This window comes from Aliivibrio finisterrensis (assembly GCF_008933155.1).
Taxonomy (GTDB): Bacteria; Pseudomonadota; Gammaproteobacteria; order Enterobacterales; family Vibrionaceae; genus Aliivibrio; species Aliivibrio finisterrensis.
The window spans coordinates 1-22,841 of record NZ_WBVP01000029.1 but is presented as its reverse complement, the minus strand read 5'-3'; the positions used below and the strand labels follow the sequence as shown (position 1 = coordinate 22,841).

The 22,841-nt window shown below is 40.3% G+C and carries 11 protein-coding genes; 5 read left to right on the top strand and 6 right to left on the bottom strand.

Annotation, left to right across the window (positions count from 1 at the left end):
- A complete protein-coding gene (locus F8B77_RS16495; RefSeq protein WP_151656685.1) occupies window positions 1-1,251 on the bottom strand; it encodes a ParA family protein in 1,251 nt (416 codons plus the stop codon).
- Window positions 1,252-1,435: 184 nt separating this feature from the next.
- Here F8B77_RS16495 and F8B77_RS16490 point away from each other — a divergent pair, with 184 nt between their 5' ends.
- The 3 genes from F8B77_RS16490 to F8B77_RS16480 all read left to right on the top strand — a co-directional run bounded on the left by F8B77_RS16490 (window position 1,436) and on the right by F8B77_RS16480 (window position 4,561).
- Window positions 1,436-1,633 (top strand): hypothetical protein, encoded by a 198-nt coding sequence (locus tag F8B77_RS16490; protein ID WP_151656683.1) that lies wholly within the window; start codon window positions 1,436-1,438, stop codon window positions 1,631-1,633.
- Window positions 1,634-3,072: 1,439 nt separating this feature from the next.
- Window positions 3,073-4,134, top strand: a complete 1,062-nt coding sequence (locus F8B77_RS16485; RefSeq protein WP_151656681.1) for a replication initiation protein — start codon at window positions 3,073-3,075, stop codon at window positions 4,132-4,134.
- Window positions 4,135-4,204: 70 nt separating this feature from the next.
- Window positions 4,205-4,561 carry a pilus assembly FimT family protein gene (locus F8B77_RS16480; protein ID WP_151656679.1) on the top strand — a complete coding sequence of 119 codons (357 nt, stop codon included), beginning with the start codon at window positions 4,205-4,207 and terminating at the stop codon, window positions 4,559-4,561.
- Window positions 4,562-4,578: 17 nt separating this feature from the next.
- On the opposite strand, the gene F8B77_RS16475 is transcribed toward F8B77_RS16480, so the two are convergent.
- The 4 genes from F8B77_RS16475 to F8B77_RS16460 all read right to left on the bottom strand — a co-directional run bounded on the left by F8B77_RS16475 (window position 4,579) and on the right by F8B77_RS16460 (window position 8,187).
- A complete protein-coding gene (locus F8B77_RS16475; RefSeq protein WP_151656677.1) occupies window positions 4,579-5,046 on the bottom strand; it encodes a DUF3429 domain-containing protein in 468 nt (155 codons plus the stop codon).
- Window positions 5,043-5,588 carry a glutathione peroxidase gene (locus F8B77_RS16470; protein WP_151656675.1) on the bottom strand — a complete coding sequence of 182 codons (546 nt, stop codon included), beginning with the start codon at window positions 5,586-5,588 and terminating at the stop codon, window positions 5,043-5,045. Before F8B77_RS16470 ends, F8B77_RS16475 begins: the two co-directional genes overlap by 4 nt.
- A 327-nt stretch (window positions 5,589-5,915) precedes the next feature.
- Entirely contained in the window at window positions 5,916-6,989 is a 1,074-nt protein-coding gene (locus F8B77_RS16465; RefSeq protein ID WP_151656673.1) for a ParB family protein, read from the bottom strand.
- A complete protein-coding gene (locus F8B77_RS16460) occupies window positions 6,982-8,187 on the bottom strand; it encodes a ParA family protein (RefSeq protein WP_151656671.1) in 1,206 nt (401 codons plus the stop codon). The genes F8B77_RS16465 and F8B77_RS16460 overlap by 8 nt, the downstream gene beginning before the upstream one ends.
- Window positions 8,188-8,658: 471 nt before the next feature.
- On the opposite strand from F8B77_RS16460, the gene F8B77_RS18115 reads away from it, so the two are divergent.
- Window positions 8,659-8,778, top strand: coding sequence for a hypothetical protein (locus tag F8B77_RS18115; protein ID WP_425277996.1), 120 nt, complete (start codon window positions 8,659-8,661; stop codon window positions 8,776-8,778).
- Between the two features lie 163 nt (window positions 8,779-8,941).
- Here F8B77_RS18115 and F8B77_RS16455 read toward each other — a convergent pair whose 3' ends face one another.
- Entirely contained in the window at window positions 8,942-17,062 is an 8,121-nt protein-coding gene (locus F8B77_RS16455) for a glycosyl hydrolase family 18 protein (protein WP_151656669.1), read from the bottom strand.
- Between the two features lie 426 nt (window positions 17,063-17,488).
- On the opposite strand from F8B77_RS16455, the gene F8B77_RS16450 reads away from it, so the two are divergent.
- Window positions 17,489-22,841: hypothetical protein (locus F8B77_RS16450; protein ID WP_151656667.1), on the top strand; the 5,353-nt coding region annotated here is incomplete at its 3' end.

Sequence of the window (22,841 nt, the reverse complement as noted above, 5' to 3'; positions counted from 1 at the left end):
TTATCGTCCTTTGGTTGCTAGTTGTTTAATTTCGGTGATGAATTGGTGGTAAACTGCATTTACTGAAGTCATTGCTAAATCGAATTGTTTACCACTGCACACTTGCTCTGACTTTCTGATATCCAAAATGGTTCTATTACTTTCTGCTGCTGCGACAAAGGCTTCTGAATGGCGAATAGAGGTTGATAATAAATGTCCTTGCGCGGCACGTAATAATTTATCGAATACCTTCACTTCATGAGCACTTTTTTCATCAAAATTCACCGGCAATAATTTTGCCCATTTAAGGTTTTCACCTTTTGATGGTAGCTCTCTAAAGGTACTTGGCATTGTGGCCATGTAATTACTGGTCGATGCAAAATCGAATTCACGTGGTGTTACAGGAATAAGCACAGCATCAGCCGTCTCATTTACAGCCCATAATATTGGTGAGTTCTGTGGCGGTGTATCGATGAAGATAAGATCGTATTCGTCTTTTAGTACAGATAGAATTTTTTCACGAAGCAAGGTTAATAGTTGCTGTTGCCCTTCTGCATCTTGTCCCCAGTAGACATCAACAAAACGCTCGTCCGATGGAAACGCAGGAATAACATCTAAGTTTGGTAAATGGGTTTTGAAAGGAATGGCTTTTAGCAATTCAGCATAATCATAACCAGACGCTAAGTACTGTGCGAAATCACCTTCAGGCTCTAGTTCTGATAAGGCTACATCAACGGCTGTCATGTATACCGATTCATCGTCTGCTTGATGGATAAGATTTTGACCTGTTGAACCTTGTGGATCTAAATCAATAATCAAGCAACGTGCATTTAGGTTTAAATCTAACGCGGCGGCAGTCGCAAGCGTAACGGTAGTTGTGGATTTACCCGTTCCACCCTTATGGTTTTCGACAACAATGGTTGTTGGTTCAAATCGTTGTGAGTATTTTGGATACGCCATGTAATCCATAAAATTGGCGACATCAAAACGGTTGTATAGATGAGTTCGGCCTTGAATGATTGGTTGGCCAATAACGCCCTTTTCCATTGCTTCATCTATGCGAGTGTTAAATGTTACGCGAGATAAACCAAACAGCTCTTGAAGCTCTTTCTTTTTTAAACAGTGGTTGTAAATAAGGCGATCAACACTGTCTTTAATTTCAGTGTCAGTCACGTTGATTTGCATTCGCTCTTTTATTACTGCTTTTAAATCAGATTGTTCTTGTTGCATTCGTTCTGAAACAAGATCTAAAGAATCTAGAATTGTGCCCATTCCATTTGCCTCGGTATTCATAAAAAACTATTTAAACATGATAATACATTAAAAAGATAAATTAAACCGTTTAAAGATTTATTTTGTATTAAATGGTTTAATTTGTGAGGTTTAAGCCTATTTTTTGATTCATTTGATCTACCCTAACTCTATCTATTGCCTCTCGTCCATATCTGGCTACTATATGGAAAAAGTCATATATATTTCGATTGGAAAAACCGCATGGTTTGCCTATATTTACTTAAAACTGCAGCTAAAAGTACTTAATTATTTTAACCCAACAGGTCAAGTCCTAGACAGAGAATACGTTAGTCAATTTGATCGTTTAAATATTAGATATTTAGAGTTCAAATCAGGAACGAAATTTGAGTACGATTTATAACCCCCCTTTTATTTAATACTTGCGTTAGATAGTGATGACGATGAGTGATCCTTGTCGATTAATAAAAAGGTAGACATTCGGATAACTAAATTATTATGTTTTGTTTGTTTACTAACCACCTTTTTATTTTGCCGTATATACTTGGTATATTAATCTAGGTGCTTGCCATTTATACGTAAAAGGGGGGGGGGAATGTGTTATTAGCAAAACATCAATTGTTCGAGATCTAAACCGTTATCATTTTGAGCAATCTGAAACTGACACATAATTAAAGCTTGTTACTGATTAGATTATTGGTGGTATCGCTCAATATGTTCGAACTGATCATGGATATGTTATTGTTCCAAAATATGAAAGAAGAACAGGCATGTTTAAAGTTCAAGATGCTGCGAGAGCATTGTAGTGTCTTATCTTTAAAAACGTACTTAAATAATTAAAGATAAAGCGTAACCATATGAAAGATGTAACATTCCCCAAACTTACATTTGGGCGGCTTAGCCAGTAATTTCTTTTCTCTGTGTGATCAAAGTAGCTGTCGTATTGAACGACCAAATCTGCAAGCATAAATATACGTTCACCAGATGTAGATCAAAGCCTCACGTGGGCTTTTTTCATATACTGAACTCTACTTAAATTCAGCCCCTATGAGGTATGCATAATCGCCTTTGCAAATACACAGGTGTTCCATTCCTTGTTCGAAAAATCAAATCGGGAAACTGTTACGGATTACAGCTAGATTTTGCAACGGATTATCCTTTTTGGATGCTTTTCTACCAATTATTCCTAACTTACGTTGTTTCCACTTTTTAGCACCAGAAATAGTATCTTCAATAACTTGAATGTCACTGATCCCTATTTGATTGGCGTATTCCAATATGCCGTGTTTTTGGTTTTGGCTACCTTGTGCATCGGTTGTTATGGTTCTTCTTTGGTTGATTATCTTATACAACATAACAAGGGTGGGAGTTATTCACTTATTCACATCGTATATAACAATATATATGATCTATATGATCTATAAAGTATATAGAGTATATAGCGCTTTTTTAGTTCTTTATAATTAGTGACTTAGGTGGTGTTAGGTAACAGGTTTTTCCGTAAAAAGATCATTTCTTTCCGTCAAATGATCTTTCTCTTCCGTTTAAGGTAACAAATATTTCCGGCTAATGATCAAAATTTTCCGTTTATGGTATGAAAATTTTCCGGTGATTCTTATGTTATTAATGAATAACTTGGATTTATGTCTTAAAGATCATTATTTTCCGTATAGACCACTAAGGTAACACCTTTTTCCGTTCTTTTTGATAATTAATCGATTATTCTTGCTTCTTTTTTCTGTAAGGTTACACTTATTTCCGTTATCTACGGAAAATGTTGTTACCATTATGAGATAACGGAATTTTATGTGACCTTTATCTCAATAATTGCTGTTGGTGAATATGACTAATCAAAATCAGACTGAAAATGAACAAAGAGTGATACGAACTGATGACAGTAAACAGTTACCAGGACAATTCTTTAAGAAATCTCATGAATTAGTTTTTAGTCAGTTAACGATGACACCAAAAGAGCACGATATTATGGCTCTGCTGCTTACTCGTTTGCATAAAGACCATTGGGATTCATTTATTGATGGTACCGCTATTCGTGCACCTGTTTATCAATTTAACTCAGATGTACTGAGTGAATGGTTTGGTGTTAAGAAAGTCGATTTATACAATACATTAGTAGCGCCAAGTGAAGGTTTGAGTCGTAAACAAGTAGGGCTTAAAAATTCAGAAAAGAATGAGTTTGATTACATTAACTTGTTTAAACGCTTATCGTATAAAGATGCGACATTAACGATTATTCCAAATGATGAATTGTTGAATGAATATCTAGGGATCTCTCAAGGCCATGCACAAGTTGACCATCGTATTTTCCGTAAGTTAAAAAAAGAGCATTCAAAAAGACTCTACCCTCTTTTATGTAGATTTAAGAGTAAGAATACTCAACTGCATACTTTTACTGTTGAGGAACTTCATCAATTCTTTGGATTGCTCGATCCAAAAGGAAATATGATTAAGAAGAGCTATGCCAGTAATAAAGTGTTTCTAGATCGATGTGTTCGTAATTCGATTGAAGAGATTGAAAAATTGGATTCTAACATTCGATTTTTAACGTGTGAGCAAACCGGTTCGTTTGGCTATCAACCAATTAAGCATGGTCGAAAAATAGCTAAAATTAAATTCCTATTTACTTGGCATAAAGTGAAAGCAAAAGAAGAAATAGAACTAAGAGAAGTGCTATCTAAAGAGCAAGAAAGCCTAAAGAAATCGGAAATGATTTATCAATTAATTACTGACTTTGTTCCTAATGATGATGGTAACCCAACCGTTGAAGAACTAAATGAATTGATGGCAAATGCTCCTATGCTAACGAGCCAAGGTTATAAGTTGGATGGTGATTTTATGGTTAAGCTTGGTCAAGCAATGACTGAAGCACTAAGCACTAAGCACTAAGCTATAAAAAAGTAAGGTTAATATTACGGCTCACAATGCAAATGCTAATCCTGAATATTGACAGAAAGAAATGGAGAACAGATTTACGCTTCTTGAGTTAATCATAACCGCCGTCATCAGTAGCATTTTAATTTTTGTTGCAGATCCGAGTTTGTCTGATTTTTTGAATAAAAGAAAAGTCGAACGATTCAGCTCTGAGCTAAATGGGATGCATATGATGGCTAAATCAGAAGCGGTATTAAAAAATGAAGACGTGTATGTGCATTTTGTGAATTTAACAGCCAGTTATAAGCGTGGCATGGATTGGTGTATTGTTGTGACAACATCATCAACATTCACTGACTGTACATCGAATACTGAATTGATATCTGTTATTGATAGTCGGTTGTTTAAAGCATTAAATATGAAAATCATTGTGTCTGTTTAAATGCAAGCGTTATTCGCTTAAGTCAACACCACTATACAGTGCATTAACACCACGCTAGAGGTTAATCTAGTTCGCATATCAAAATAGCCTTCGGGCCCTTCTCTTTGGTTCTCTTCTTTCATCGACCTTTCCGCTCGCCAAACCGCTATGTAGCCAATGATAAGAATCAGAATGGTAAGGAACTCTTTCTGCTCACCGAGTAGCACCGCTAGCCAAGCTGCTAGCACAATAACATTGCTCAGAACTAGAGCTTTGTAGCTGGATTGACTTTCGAAGTTATCTATCCCATTGCTCCATAAGATGCCTGACAAAAAGCTCAAGATAAGTACGCTGTAGGTGATGAAGAGTTCTTCTCCACTCAAGGTAAAGATTTGGCTATCGGTTAACGATAGCAGCAGGCCGAATAAAAAGGGGACTAAACCCATGTAACCGAGCTTTTCCATAGTGTTGCGTATTTGATTTGTCTTAATGTCATCTGAACTCATAGCTGCTGCTCTATTGCATTTTTGAGGGTACTACTGTTTGGCGCTGTGGAACTTGGGAAGGTTGCTACTACCTTACCTTCTTTGTTGACCAAAAACTTATAGAAATTCCATTTTGGTTTTACACCTGCTTGTTGTTGGATTTCCAAAAAGACTGGATTTGCGTTAGGCCCCGAGATTGATGTTCGTGCCATCATCGGAAAGGTCACTCCATAATCTAGGTAGCATATTTTAGCAGATTGTTTTTCGCTTCCTCTGTCTTGGCGAAAATCATTACTTGGGAAACCAACAACCGTGAACCCTTTATTTTTGTACGTTTGGTGAAGCTGCTCAAGTTGCTCGAACTGAGGAGTGAAACCGCACTGACTTGCGGTATTTACAATCAATAAAATTTTACCTTGAAATTCTTCACACAGTTCAATCTCTTCGTTTGAATTTAACAGCCTTTGTTTGCCGTTAAGTATCTCAGGGCAGCTTGCTGAAAAGGCGAATGTACTTGTAAGACTCGTGATTAGGATGGTGAAGCACAGCAGCGAATATTTCATAGATTTAACCCATTTAGTCAATATAACTATTATTACGGTTGATTGACTTGAAATGATCACTTTAAGCACCGGAATTGCTTAAGAATCAGCTATCAGTGAGCAAATTGGAAGCCATTTAGCGCCTGATATTCAACTTGGCCACATTCATTTCTGCTGAGCGCATGGTTGCAATATCTCATGTAATCCGAAAAGTCATAGTATGTTTTAGTTCATAATTCGGCTTTGTCCAAAAACGTATTAGGACAATAAATTATTTAGATTGATTTCAAGGTAGGAAAGCTGTCAATATTCAGCCTGAATATTGACAGTTTTTTATTGTTTATATTGTTAGTTTTTATCCAATACGCTCTTAATAGCACGATCCAACTCAGCCTGAACCTCTTTCGACAATCTCCCAAACTCATAAGAGAAATTACGGCCTTTCACCTTCTTACGTGCAAACATCCCTTTAGCATCAAATTCAGCCAATGTTGTAACTTCAACCTCTGCTTTTTCTTTCTTCGCTTCAGCTACTTTTAGCTCTGATTTGATAGCTGACACAATCGCATCTTTTTGATCTTGAGTAGAATATTCAGCCTGAATATAGACAACTTTTTTCGCTATTTTAGAAATGAAATTATTGAGTGATTTACTTTCATCACACGCTTTCATCACTTTATCTAACAACGCATAGTCAGGGTGAGATAGGACGTTAACAACTGGAAATAGTTGAACCAACTTTTCACTTACGTTAGCGGCTTTGATCGCTTTACTGACACCCGCTTGGCTTAAACCAACTTGTTGTGCTATTTCTGCTTGGGTTATCTCTTGGTTTGCTTTTTGAAGAGCTACGCACTGCATACCAATTTCACGCAAGTTATGCTCTTTTGCGCTCTGCAGTTGCTTGGCTAGTGCTTTTGCATCTGTCATCGAAATATCGTCATTGGTGACAAGAATTCGAAACTCTTTGATACGGCCTTCTTGAAGTAAAAACCATGCACGACGACGAGAGCCATCAAGCACATCTATCTTTCCATCAACTTGACGACCAACGGCAGGGTAGAACTGTTGAAATTCAAGTGAGTTTAAATCTTCTAACGATTCTTTGGTTAACAGAGATTGGTCACGACCATTCACATGAAAAGTTACGACTGTATCTTCTTTCACTTGATCGTGTGACAAAGTCACTTCATTAAATAAAGCTTTCGCGCCTGATGCTAATGTCCATTCAATAGATTGGCTTACCGACTCTAGTCCAAAATGCGAAGCTAGAAATGCAGTGGTGTTTTCACCCGCTTTTTCCAACTCAGAAGAAAGTTGTTTGGTTAGCGATTCTAGATTTGATTTTGCCGCGTTCTGTTGTGCTTGTTGTGCGCCAACCGCATTACCTAGTGGGCTTTGATTGCCTCTTTTCTTAGCCATTTGCTTTCTCCTGTTCATTCCATACTGACATAACATCGCGCATTATTTGACTCGTCACTTCAAAGGCATTCTGTTGTGCGCTTTGGAAAGTAGCCTTGCTCTTTGGATATTCACTTTTTGACATATCAAACACGGTAGACAGTAGGGAAGACGCTTGACGGATAGCCTCACTATGTTTGAATTCTTTTGAATATAAGTAAGTAGCAAAGTGTTCGTATAAGCTATTCATCAATTCGGTTGTGGTTGAGCTATCACGGTGGTTAGTAATTAAGATCTTCATGAAATCGTAACCAGGGTGATCAGCGTTGGCCAACAGTGCCCACACTTGTGGGATATAACTGAAATAAGAACACGTAGCATCGATGTCATTTTCAGTAATCGATAAAGGGAAAACAACGCTAGTTGCTGCAAAATACGAATTATACGTTCCGTAGCTTAATGACGGTGGGGTATCGATAATGATGATATCAAACTCATCTTTTACCGCTTCAATTACTTCACTTAAAACAGAGTAGGGCTTTTCTAATTGGTTGTTGAAAACTTTCTCATGAAACCAACCTTCAATAGCACGATCAGATTGCGATGCTGGCAAAATTCGAAGGTTTGGGATCGTCGTAGGCAAAAAGGCATCGGATACTGCTTCTTCAAACGTCTCACCGTCATCTAAATCAAAATTACGCATCATTAAATCACCGACAGACAAATATCCTTCTTGCTCTGCTTCAGGTGCGTAATACATAGATAGTGTTGCTTGGCCATCCATATCAATCAAACCAATACGCAGTTCTTGGTGAAACTCAGTAGCTAGACCTGAACCGATAGTTGCAGATGATACTGTTTTACCAACGCCCCCTTTTTGGTTTTGAACCACAATAACTTGAGTCGTTTGATGTTCTGTTCGAGTGAACTTCAACTCTTTTCTTAATGCGTCAGGAAAGCAATCACGCATTTGATAGATCTCTTCAATGTTCAACGACCATTGAGAGTCTTCATGGCGGCGTGGATCAATACCTATACTAGCCACGTACTTATCAATGGTTTTACCATCAACACCTAAATAAGCGACTGACTCTGCACGAGTAAAGTTACGTAGCTCTTTTTTATGGTTAGCTAAAAGACGAAGATTACGGCGCTTAATATAGCTGTCAGCACCATCTTTAAGTTCTTGAAATGTTTTAGTGGTTTGATTGGTATCCATTATTTTCTCCCTACTGGAATGAAAATAAGTATATCCATTAATTTTTGAGGAGTATATGGGTAAATGATGGAACTGTGATTGTTTTATGTTCTTCTTAGAGCCGAGATAGATAGCCTATCGGTTATAAATTGGTAATTTTATTAACGCATCATCATATATAGGTGCATTGAAGTAACCGATACTATTGCTTAGGTCAAGCAAACCAACCCCCGCTTTATAATAAACACCTGGCTGAAATAACGCTTTAGCAAGTGAGGTAGCGGCTGAAGCCTGTTGTTTTGCATCTGCCGTTGGATACTCTTATTCATATTCCTACTGTTTGAAATGGTTTTATTTTAGCTATTTTTATGAGTTTGGTCCGCTTAGTGGTAAAGGCGGCGAACGAAGACTTAATGTTTTGATTTCACGTGCTCGTATGCGCCTGGAAGTATTCAGATCGCAGTGAGAGACCCATATAAACCTGGTCGCAATATGCTTGCAGTAGAGTGTGATGGCGCAACTTATCATAGCTTTAAGAGTGCGCGAGATCGAGATCGTATTCGTCAGAGTCTGCATGAAGGGATAATTAACAACACAAAATTAATCGAATGAGGTATGGACATATAGCATACTTTTTTAAGATAAAAGCGGCTTTCTGAGGAAAGCCGCGATAAACTAATTTTTTCGGTGACTCTTCCTGAAATAGCAGATTGATTGCTGTTTCGAATCAATAATGATTTTCAGGTGGTCAAGTCTGCATCTTCAGATTGGTTCACTATATACAAGACCCGATGAGTCTCCATGCAAGATTAGATAAAGATGTATTCGTACCAGGCTCATTTGTACCATATGCGTATTGTCCTGCATTTATTTCATAAAGATTATCGTTGTGATATCTTTGTGAACCATCGGTATAATTTCCCCAGCTTTCAGTAGCCGACCACGCAGTGACGTTATAGCAAATTGAGTTAGATGGATAAATATTCATCGACGTTGTACCTCCATTCATCCCTCCTGTTGAAGGAATAACAGGTGGAACAAAGTTAGGATCGACAGCACCCATGTCTCCTGCTGCATCATTCAAGGCCGCACATTCAGTAACATTGACGTTCTCGCCACACGTTGAAGAAAGTGATTCTATTTCAGCAACACTGTAGGCACCATCTTCGGCAATAGCATGCCCTAGATTATAATTAACCGTATCAGCGATTAGGCCCTGATAATCTTGCTCTACTGTCCAAACAAATACCCCTCGAAGACCATTGTTAGCCGCATACTTAGTTTTTAAGGCTGCCGTTCTTGGGGTGTCGATGGAATGATAAACACCACTCACAGGATTGTAGTAATAATCAGTATTATTGTCCGCATCAGTGAACAGTTTAAAGTTATTTACCCCTTTCACATCAGGACCTGCAACGTTAGCAAACAAATCATACCCTTCAAGAACCGTTGGTTCCCACGTACCAAACAGAACCGCATCTGATACACCCGCGGCGCTAAATGGGTCGCCATCAGTGACGATAGCACTCGCTTGTTTACCTCGAGAGTAATTGGCAATACCCAACATCATCCGAGACTTATCAACCCCCATATTAACGAGAAGGTTAATGGCATTTTCTGCACTATTCGTCGCGACTTGGTCACCATCCGAGTCTACAGAATTAGGATCGACAGAGTCTCCAAACAAATTGGTTTGATGACCAAGGACTGTGTCCCATGACCCCCAATAGTCGTAGCTCATTAAAAATATCTTATCTAATAGCCCGTTAGCACCACCGAGCGCTTGGTAATTCGAAGCGCCAACTAAGTTAATGTATTTCTCTGTCGCACCAACGGCTGAAGACAGTTTCACCTGCGAGTAGCCGTTACTGTCTAGCACATTACGCACCGCCTGCAATAAGGTCACAAAATTAGTGCCATCATCAGAGGTGTAACAACCAGAAGCATTACAGTCACCACCATGCCCAGGGAATTCCCAGTCAATATCAATGGTAGTAAATAGTGGCTCACCGTTGACTTCAAATTTATCGACAATTTCTAATACCGAGTTGGCGAAATTATCGGTTAACGTGGTGTCAGCCGCCACACGATGGAAGGGCTCAGACAGCGTCCAGCCGCCAATGCTCAGTGAGATATCTAATGACGGATTTTGTTGTTTGAGGTTAATTAACTCACCAACCAAACCACGCGTGTTATCCGCATTTAACTCATTCCAGTTTGTCGCATCTAAGCTGTCGTAAATACCATTCTCATTCCAAGTGTATCCAGGATCAAATCGATTCGAATTTTGGAATGACCCCCAGAAATCAAGCGAAACAATTTCTCCTTCTTGCTTATTAAGCGCAGTACAGTTTGCTGCGATCTTGTCTGCAGTGGTTGAATTAGGTTGATTTTTGTCGGACACAAAAGTACCTTGGTCACCACAAATACCAAAGAAAGAATAGACTAACTCGGTATAGGCCGTTGCTCCCACATCGGCAAGCGCAAACTCACGCCCATATTGGGCCCAATCAGAGACATAGCCGCCAAACTTAAGCTCATTGGTACGAGTAACACTCGATGCGTTAGCATTAGTAATCACTTCTGACACATCCTTGCCGTTAATGCTTGCTACCGCAGTACAATAACCTGAGGTGCAGTCCGCAGGATTAGAAATCGACGTTGTACCTCCATTCATCCCTCCTGTTGAAGGAACAAAGTTAGGATCGACAGCACCCATGTCTCCTGCTGCATCATTCAAGGCCGCACATTCAGTAACATTGACGTTCTCGCCACACGTTGAAGAAAGTGATTCTATTTCAGCAACACTGTAGGCACCATCTTCGGCAATAGCATGCCCTAGATTATAATTAACCGTATCAGCGATTAGGCCCTGATAATCTTGCTCTACTGTCCAAACAAATACCCCTCGAAGACCATTGTTAGCCGCATACTTAGTTTTTAAGGCTGCCGTTCTTGGGGTGTCGATGGAATGATAAACACCACTCACAGGATTGTAGTAATAATCAGTATTATTGTCCGCATCAGTGAACAGTTTAAAGTTATTTACCCCTTTCACATCAGGACCTGCAACGTTAGCAAACAAATCATACCCTTCAAGAACCGTTGGTTCCCACGTACCAAACAGAACCGCATCTGATACACCCGTGGCGCTAAATGGGTCGCCATCAGTGACGATAGCACTCGCTTGTTTACCTCGAGAGTAATTGGCAATACCCAACATCATCCGAGACTTCTCAACCCCCATATTAACGAGAAGGTTAATGGCATTTTCTGCACTATTCGTCGCGACTTGGTCACCATCCGAGTCTACAGAATTAGGATCGACAGAGTCTCCAAACAAATTGGTTTGATGACCAAGGACTGTGTCCCATGACCCCCAATAGTCGTAGCTCATTAAAAATATCTTATCTAATAGCCCGTTAGCACCACCGAGCGCTTGGTAATTCGAAGCGCCAACTAAGTTAATGTATTTCTCTGTCGCACCAACGGCTGAAGACAGTTTCACCTGCGAGTAGCCGTTACTGTCTAGCACATTACGCACCGCCTGCAATAAGGTCACAAAATTAGTGCCATCATCAGAGGTGTAACAACCAGAAGCATTACAGTCACCACCATGCCCAGGGAATTCCCAGTCAATATCAATGGTAGTAAATAGTGGCTCACCGTTGACTTCAAATTTATCGACAATTTCTAATACCGAGTTGGCGAAATTATCGGTTAACGTGGTGTCAGCCGCCACACGATGGAAGGGCTCAGACAGCGTCCAGCCGCCAATGCTCAGTGAGATATCTAATGACGGATTTTGTTGTTTGAGGTTAATTAACTCACCAACCAAACCACGCGTGTTATCCGCATTTAACTCATTCCAGTTTGTCGCATCTAAGCTGTCGTAAATACCATTCTCATTCCAAGTGTATCCAGGATCAAATCGATTCGAATTTTGGAATGACCCCCAGAAATCAAGCGAAACAATTTCTCCTTCTTGCTTATTAAGCGCAGTACAGTTTGCTGCGATCTTGTCTGCAGTGGTTGAATTAGGTTGATTTTTGTCGGACACAAAAGTACCTTGGTCACCACAAATACCAAAGAAAGAATAGACTAACTCGGTATAGGCCGTTGCTCCCACATCGGCAAGCGCAAACTCACGCCCATATTGGGCCCAATCAGAGACATAGCCGCCAAACTTAAGCTCATTGGTACGAGTAACACTCGATGCGTTAGCATTAGTAATCACTTCTGACACATCCTTGCCGTTAATGCTTGCTACCGCAGTACAATAACCTGAGGTGCAGTCCGCAGGATTAGAAGGTGCTGATGAATTATCATCAGTACTGTCTGTGTCCGAGTCATCATTTGCAACTGAATTGTCATCAGTACTAATTATGCCCGAGTCGTCATTAACAACTGAATTATCAACATCTTCCACAATCACCACATCAGGATAAGTTGCCTTAACACAGTTCTCGTAACCATCATCATCAAACGTTGTATAAGCAGTTTGATAACTGACGAGTTTACATTTGTAGGCATTTTGCCAATCTTGCTCCCAGTAGATAGGAACCGCCCCCGCGCCAGTTGACTCAAATGGCTTCATATCTTGACAGTCAAGCGCCTCATCTGCAGGGATAGCCATTGAAAAATAGTCAGCAAATTTTTGGTAATAGGAGATACGATTTGCAGGACCGGTATGGCTTTCATTGCCCGCACCACATTCTAGGCCGCCGTTAATTATGTGAATCGTTGCGCCAAATCCACTACTGATACCAGCGTCAATATCGGCTTGATTCGGTGTCCAAGAGCCATCAATAACACTCAGCATTGAAGGTTTAGGCGGTTGTGGGTACACATAAAAGAAGATAGCAGAAGCAATGTTTAACCATGTATCAGCCACTTTCTCTGGGCTGTTAAGTAATACATTAGCATCGCCGTATATAGCATCTGAGAATGGGCCGTAATTATAATTGTAACTTAGCTGCTTGGCACCACGACCAAAATAGGACTTGTACTCACCACTATCAAACTTACCACATGGCCAGACTTGGCTGGCAAAATTGTCCGGATTATTACAATTGCCGTTATAGCCATTCAACGCAGTTTCTGTCCAGCCCATCTCTCGCACGAAGTACAGACCTTGTTTCCATGTTTCGCCTTCAAAGGCTGAATTTTTCCCTGTTTCCTGAACAAAATGAGCAAACATGGTCACTAGCGATTTTCGACAGATAGCATCACTATTGCGACCATCGGTGTAGGTATCACATAAAGCAGGAAACTTAGCTACCGCTTGCAAGAATTTAGGATAAGAATATTCAGGTGCAGCATGAGAGAACAACTCATCCCAATCACTTTGAGTGAATATGCTTTCAACACGTTTAACGTTGTCTGGATTACTAACATTCAACGGAGTTACTGCTTCTACTATGCTGTTGTCCAGAGTTCTGATCATCAGCCTTGCATCATTGATCGCCGTCTTATAACCGCTCTCTGCATCGGATTGATGCTGATTAAGCTCTGAACGATAGAGCGTATACGTATCGCCTGAATCATCAGTATTGGTATCTGTTGTACTGGTATCAGTGGTGCTAATATCAATTGGATCTGCAATCGGCACATTAACGGCATCCGCGATGACAGCTGCAATGGTTTTATCAGAGCCAGAGTTTGACGCGATGACATTGAGGCCATTATAAAGCTGTGCACATAAATTGTTATCGCCATCCTTAAATGGAATACCACAAGTTGTGTAGGCTGCAGAACGATCTGCAGGGACGGTACCATTGATGCCCAGCCCGTCTTGCATTGCGGTTACTATTCGACCGTCATCTTGCTCGACAGTCCAAACGAACGTGCCGGCCAACCCAAGAATGTCCGCCAATTTTGCCTTCACGTAGGCTGTTCTTGGAGTATCAATAGAAATGTAGTCGCCGGTTACGTTATTGTAATAAGCGTCAGCATGGGCTTCAAAATCGCTATAAAGAGCGAAATCGCCTCGTCCTTGTAAATCATTGCCTGCGACATTGAGCCATAGGTCATAGCCTTCCATTACGCCGTTTTCAAAGGTACCTGCAGACGGATCTTTTGATGCTTTTGTACCACTTATCGCCCCTTGCTGATTGGTTGTTAAATCGTTCGATTTAAAGCCTCGACCATAATTAGCAATGCCCATCAATAAGCGATCACGTTTAAAGCCTGATTGCTCAAATGCTTGAATAGCTGCATTTACACTCCAGCGCATATCATTATCATTAGGTGCAGCGCCTGATAACGAAGTTGACGGCAGCACGCTAGTTTGATGCCCTAGTTTTGTGTCCCACGCGCCGAAATAGTCGTAATTCATCATATAGATGTAGTCAAGACATCCTTGATCATAAATGGTTTTATAGTGCTCTCCGATATGACCAATAAACGTTGTGGTCGCTCCTACTGCACTCGATACTTCGACATTATCACCCAGCCCTGATTTCACCGCACAAACTAAGTCTTTAAAATATTGACCATCATTTTGAGTGAATTTTCCTGAGGCGCCACCATGGCCAGGGAACTCCCAGTCAATATCAAATCCAGTAAAGCCGTATTCGGTTTGAAGCGCTTTTAAAGAATTGACGAACGTTTGAATATTTTCTGGGTCCGATGCCATACGATGAAATGGCTCAGACATGGTCCAACCACCGATGCTGGCAGAAATATTAATATTAGGGACTTGATTCTTAATGTACTGTATCTGTTCAATCACCCCTTTGCTTTTACCATCGACATAAGGTTTGCTACTTTGACGGGGGCTGACTGAAACACCAAAATCAGCCCAAGGGTCTAAAAATACAACTTCAAATTCTTTCTTACCCTGAGCTTTACACTCTGCTGCTATCGTACCGGCAAGCGATCCCTTATCACCACAAATACCTAAAAAAGCAAAGACTAGTTTATTGTATGGAAAGGTACCCTCTGGAGTCAGTAATCGCTCAACATCAAAGCCACGACCATACACGCTCCAATCCGATAAATACCCAGCAACGACTTTATTTTTAAAATCACTAGGAGCTGTAAATGTCATTGTTGTTGGGGTTTTACTTTGAGTTAAGCCACTTCCCTTCACTACGGCAGAATGTATATCGGTTGTTGTGTTATCGACTACCGCTATATCTGTGACTGCATCATCTTCTTCATTGTCGACGGTACCATTATCTTCTACAATTTCAGGAGTTTCCGTACCAACATTGTTGATAGTTGAGAGATCTTCTGCCCCCGTTGTTACCTCGTTTGCAATCACCTGACAGGTATAATCGACACCATCAAGCGTGAGCACACAACCATCGTTTGAAATTTCACCGTAACTATCCTTCCCTGTGATACTAGCCCCTATTGAATTTTCAACATCAGGACTTAGTGACCCGTTCCAGCTCTTATTGGTGACACTAATAAAAGACTGGCCATCTACATCTTGCAAGCCACCACCGTGGGACCACATAGAGATAGCGCTGACATCAGCAGGTTTTTGAAAAGTTAAAGACCAAGAGGAGGCCGTTACAGGAGAGGAGAATTTAATCACACCATTAAAGCCGGTAGACCATGGGTCCCCCGCTTTTTCCAATGTAATATCCACTACATCTCTAGTAACATCTTCACCACTCGGTACACGGTCTTGACTAGACCCGCTAGCGTTGACATCATCTGTTATATCACCATCCTCAACAACCTCTTCACTATTGATATCTATTACAAATGAGCTACCACTGACGTAATCAGATAAGGTGTCGTCATATTTGATGATGCAGCTTTCTCCTTTGTAGCGACAGCGGGTCAAGTCATTAACTTCCGTTGGCGTACCTTTACCATTAAATCCAATTATTCTATATTCATCTGGCTGCAACGGTTGAGAATATTTATGGAACTTAAAGGTGTATTTAGTTTTTCCGCTTTTGAGAACTTTCTTCTTAAGGTTGGCTCCCCAGGCACCTTCAACACTCAGTGTATCCGAAATCATTGATAATGATTTATTCGCTACTTCCAATGGGCCATCTGAAAGGTTAATAAGTTTTATTTTGCCGTTATAGCCAGCCCAAGCATCACCAGGCTGCCCCCACGCACCATCATAAGAAAAGAGCACAATAACCGGACCTGCTTCTTTGATGCCTGCAGTAAAGTCAAAGTTCTCTGGAGGCGTTTCTTTTAAATCATTAAGTCCGGAGGCCGTTTGATTAAGTTGTTCTGCCAATGTGTCGTCAATAGTGAATTCTGTCGATATTCCCTGCGCGGCCACGGCTTGTTCAACGGAATTACTGGCAAAATCCATCGAACAATTTAACTCATCACAATTAAATGCAACCGCCTCTATAAGTTCATCATGACCACTAGATTCAATGGGAAAATGGCCAAATAAAAGAGAATCAGCTTCAAGACTAATGCCTAATGAATCGCTAATAGGTTGAAGCATCGCAACAACGCCACTCGCGACATTGTCGTACTCTTGTTTTATTGAATCTAAGTCTGATAGCGAATCATTATTGAGGATACTTTTAGCGATGAGATCGGTGTAAGGTGTTATCTTTATTGGTTTATCAAAATCTTGCGCAAAGATTACTGCCTCTAAGATTACAGTATCAGAGGCTTCTAATTCTACAATTTGAGCCAATAAAACCTCTGAATTCAACTCGTCGGGAATGACAATACCAAAACGACTTAAAGTATCTAATTCAACTGTGTCGACTACGGTTCGTTGAGATTTATTATTTAAATCAAGCTCAAAAAGCGTAAGTTGATGTCCGGATAAACCCGCACCAATAGCCACTGTACCTGATACCTGTCCTTCCGAATGCTCGGCTGTAATTGAGTTATTATCGGAACATGAGGTAAGAAACAGCATAAAAAACAAGATTAGTACACATTTTAATTGATACATGATGTCACCTTTGTATGGTCTAATTTTTGTCAAAATAACTAAATAAATGCTATTGACAATATAGTCACTAAATGTAGTATAGAATGTAAATATTGTTACAATCAATGAATAAATGTATAAATTATGTGTTTTATTGTGTTTAATTAATCTTTATCTATGAATTCAACAAATTATATAAAAATAAGAATCACAGATAATTCAACCTTGTCACTGTGAACCTCAGATTATCAATAAATATCTGACTACACTGCCTAGTAATAATGCCAATAATTACATTAACTATTGATATAAAATTGACGAAATAACTTTCATAGACAAATATATAAATATAAAAATATAAAATTCCATCTTTTTTAGTTCGCTACTTTTAATTGGCTTTCAGGTTAGATCTTTTAACTTATTAACGCGCTCTTATGTAGGTGATATATGCTTTTTATTTTTAATAAATTATTTAAAAGAATAAGTATTAATGAATTTTTAACTAAATGGATAATTGGTTTAATCCTATTTTTACTATCAGCAGTAATATCGTCACCTTCTTACGCAGCAGACTCTGACGGTGATGGTTTTAGTGATCAACTCGAAAGCATTTTAACATCGGATTTATCACCCACTGTTGATGATAGTGCGCTATTTACTGTCGATGCCGATGGCGACAATATTGCTGACATATGGCCCAAGATTAAAAATAATCCTGATGCGCTTGCTGCTTATATGCAGGGAACGATTTTTGACACTACTGCGTCAAGCAGTAGGATATCGCTATCGGATGAATTTATTGGCATTGGGGCAATCCAAACCGTCAATCTTTCAAGCTTAGCGGCTAATGATGCCGCATCATTTATTTTTATCATCAACCTAGAAGAGTTTGACGCCGCCCAGTTCACAAATTTTCACGACCTACACTTATTTAAATCTATTCCCGCCGTGTCGGTTGACCCATATAACTCATTACTTTTAATGTCAGAAGGTACAGATGCGGCTTTGCGCCAAGTGTCACAACCTGGTAGCGAATGGGATAACTCAAGTACCAACCAAGTTAACGTAACCAACGTCGAGTTAACCACTAATCCAGTAATAACCAATCAAACTAAATTTAAGATCTTTTACTTGGCCTACGATGGTTATAGACAATTTGATTTACATACAAATGCTAACTCTCAAAACTCAGTCAACTTTGATGGCTTCAGCTTTTCAGGTGGTGACACGTTGCAAGTTGGTTTGAATGCTCGAGATGTAAATGGATCCAGTATAAACCACCTTTTTGATGATTCATTATCCGGTGTGTATGGCTTTCAAGCTTTTAATAAAAAGTTAACTTTAACCGAACGGAATACTTTTTTTAACAGATTTTCAATTACTAATGGAGATAATGATAAAGACGGGGTTCCCAATCAATTTGACTTAGTAAGATCAGTATCAACAGTCCAAAATATGGGAAACCCTGTCATTATTGACAATATTAAACATAAGGTTAACCCAAACCTAACTCTTACTGCCCGAAACAACGATCTTACTCAGGCGCTGATCGAGATTATTGGTTCACAAACGGGAGATGTATTATCTATTGATGACAGTGCAATCAGCGGCGCCAATAATAGCTTTAGTGGCAATACGCTCACCATTAATGGCACCGGTAACGCTAGTGATTATGAAACGGCTCTGAGAACACTACAATTTACTCGCACAGACAGCGCTGAAAACCGACTCATTACATTGAAAATCTCGCTGACGGACAGCAATAATGATCAAAATATCCAAACGTTTGACGTCAGCGTTTACACACCTTTTGGCAACTTAAAAGCCCAACTCAATGAGTATAATTCAACGTACATTACTAATTCGCCATTTACAGGCCAACCAAGGCTATATTTCATTGAACCCGATGATGACCATTATCAAGCGATGGGCTTTAGTCATATCGCCTTAGATGGTTATTACGAAGAAAATCATGATGCAGACTGGATTGCTAATACGTTGTCTATGCTAAGGCAAGACAGGGATATTATTTCTGGATATGACCTCTCCCAGTTTCAAAATTATATCGGTGAAGACGCTGATGGTGATAAAGTTCCTAGGTACCGAGATCGAGGAAGTATAAGTCAAGGTGTGTCTGCTGATAATACATACAATCTTCACAACTTTTACATGCTGCACCCGTATCCTAAAGCGACAAATCTTTCATCATGTACTACCGACATAAACAACTGTACTGAAAGCCAATTGATCAAGCTTTCTTATAAACTGAATTCAGGCGTTGAGCAAACCGCTTTTTTCTCGTTACCGGGGAATAGTTCCTCAGCTTCTCGCTATACTAATTGGATAGGTACCGAGTTAGCGTCACTCGGCACTGACTTGGTTGCGCACCAGTTCATTGAGAACGACCCAACTGACACTTCACAGTTAATGGTGAATGGTTCAGGTAGTCAAAATGCCGTTAGTGCTATCAATGGCGAATCATTGGAAGTCACTGAGTTAACACACATTAGTGAATGGGAGACAGTAAGAGATTATTTCGTTAATCAGTCAGGAATTAAACCGAGCGATGCTGATTACAACGCAATAGGTTACAGTGCTATTGATGCAAATAATGTTGATGAGCTCACCGACCGACTATCACGTTTAGCGACAATTGAATCAGCAACTCCATCTGATCATAACTACCTTAACATTGACTCGGTTGCGTCTACTTACAACAAAGTGATGTCGTATATTGACGACAATACCAGTGATAAACCGACAGAATTAGAATGGCAAGATTTCGGTTTTAAAAGTGTAACGTCCAGTAATTTAACGACATTTGAAAACTTAGTAACCAGCGTAGGACCAGTCGATACAATTGAAGCTCTACGTACCACAATTAATGCTAATACCGTAGATAATGATAACGATGATGTAGCTAGCTATCTCGATGACGACGATAACAATCCATATACTGATTATGATGGTGATGGATTTAACGACCTACTAGAAAAAAGCCTCGCGGCTCTGGATCCTTTCGTGGATAACAGTGACGAATGGACCAAAGATATTGACGGTGACCATATTGCCGATATCTATAACGAGTTACAGTCCGCCTCCACTCCTTTGCCTATGTCGCACTGGTTAGCTGGTCAGGTCTCTTTCCAAGATTCAAGTATCACATCCGAACGTATTTATAAGCGAGGTTTTACACCTAATTATGGCGGCACTACCGCCCCAGAAACTGTAGACCTGACATTCTTACGCAATAGTGATGCCCATTATCAGTTCGTTGCCTATGTAGAGCATATTCCTGAAGTAAGATCGACTAAACTATTTGACAGCAAAACTCTTTGTCAATCTGATGAAACCTGCTTAACTGGTTTAAATGCAGACTATGGTACCGGCGAAATTAATCTCAGATTAGATCATAATCGTTTCAATAAAGTATATTTCAGATACGGTAATGCAGACCCAAACATATCTGCTTCGTTACAAACATTTAGCCCGGTAGAGAATGCCCCCTTTAACAAGTTTGTACTGGTGTCGCTCAATTGGGAAGAAAGTAGCAAAACCTATAAGCTCTATCTCGATGGGCAGTATCAAGGCAGTGTGACTCATTCAAGGTTCGAATCTATACATGATCAAAGCACAGCGATTGGCATAGTGGGCCTTTCCCAAAACGCTTATGCTGAGATGAACCCTGCTATTTTTGACAACACGCAAACTGGTATTTATGGATTTTCAGCTATCGCCAGTGATCTTGACCAAACGTTTGTTTCTACTCAAGCAGCACGATTTTTAGACGCTGTAGCGGATGTTGATAACGATGGTGTTTGGGATAAATTCGATCTGGATATCGACCAAGATGGTGTGGCTAACTCGGATGAATTAAGTCAAGACAATCAGAGTGATCCGTTTTCAGACACCGAGACTCGTGGGGTTTCTGATTTACTCAAACTTGCGCTCACCGATTACTATGATGCTCAAAATCAGTCCGCCCCAAGCATTGACAACACATTGCTATCAGATTCTGATGGCGACTATATTTCGGACTTGTGGGATCACATCAAAGATGATGGTCGCTCTCGTGCCGCATGGGCGGTAGAAGAGTGGGCTAACTTATCTACACCAACATCAGTCGTGGATAAAATTGTTCAGCACCACCCGTATTTTATTCCGATAGCGCGACTAAATGATCCAAACGGCCCCTCTCCTGTGACGATGGACTTGAGCAATATCGGAGATGGCGATGCGTCTTTTGAGATCATCACTTATATCGAGGACTTAAGTTTATGGGGCGCGGTGAGCTTATTTGGGGTCGATTTAGAGCTTGGCGGTGGACAGCCTACGAATACGCAGTCCACTGGTCAGCGATTTATGCTCAGCAATGATCATCAAGATAAACAGCTTGGTTTTGAGCTTCAATCCAAAAATGGCGTAAATGGTGAAGCCGGCGCTGATGGCTTTACTCGAATAAAAATGGATTTCTCTCCATCAGGTAGCGAAGTACCAGCCATACGTGATGGTCATGTACAGCATTTAGCCTTAATTTACACCCAAAATACTAAAAGCTATGATCTTTATATTGATGGTGTTTTTACCGCAACGATTAGCAATACAACGAGTAATACAGATAATGATTTCATCAGCTCCATAAAAGCAAGTAACAGTCAAATAGGTCTGCGTGTTGAGAGCTCTAACACAGGTAGTACGATCAATACTATTACTGCACCCAACGATGGTATTTATGGATTTGCCGCTTACTCTGGCGCATTAACTCAAGCAGAAATTCAGCAACGTGCGGCGGCGGTGGCGCAACGGGCAGAAAATAGTGATGAAGATAGCGCGTATGACAGTTTGGATGTTAACACTAGCCTATCCGTTGCCAGCTTTAGTCAAACCGATTACACCTATAGCGAAAACCAAGGCTTATTAACACTCGACAGCGTAGCAACAATTAACGACAACGAAGATACACCATTAGCCAGCTTAATCATCGAACTTATTAGCTATGACGCTAACCAAGATTCAATTAACCTTGCTTCTATCACCGGTTTAAACATCAACAATGCTGGCGGTGTGATCACTGTGACACCAAGTACCGGAAGCACTGCAAATCGTAGCCTTTTTGAAGATGCCTTGCAGTCATTGAGCTACGAAAACAGCTCTGAAAATCCAATTACGACAACACGTACTATCCGGATAACGACCAATGATTCTCAGCGGAATAACATCACTGATATCTCTTTAACCGTGACTTCCATCAATGATGCGCCGAGCCTTGCTTTTAATTCTCCAGACAAGGCATTTGTCAAAGGCGATGGATCTACCGCACTATTAAGTAATGTAAACATCACCGATATAGATTCGACTGACATCAGTGGTGCCACAATCACCCTGACTGGCGCAACAACGAATGAAATCTTGGCGCTTGGGGCTAACTCGTCCAGTATTGTCGGCAGCTACGATGCTAGCACCAACACACTGACGCTAACGGGCAATGCCTCTATCAGTGATTACCAAACCGTACTCGAAGCCGTTCAATACAGTAACAGCGATCCTAGCTTTACTCAGACAACCAACGATTCTCGTTCATTTGACGTTACAGTGACCGATGTCAGTGTAGATGCTACTCAGTCACTCCTTAGCGCTGTTGCCAATGGGTCGCTCACCTTATTCGGCGAGTTCACTAATATTCAACAATATGCAAGTGCCACAGTAAACCCACTGGCACAAGAGCCTACAGATGCACACTATCAGGCGCTAGGATTTGCACACAATTCAGACGATGGTTATTTCCAGGAAAGGAGAAATG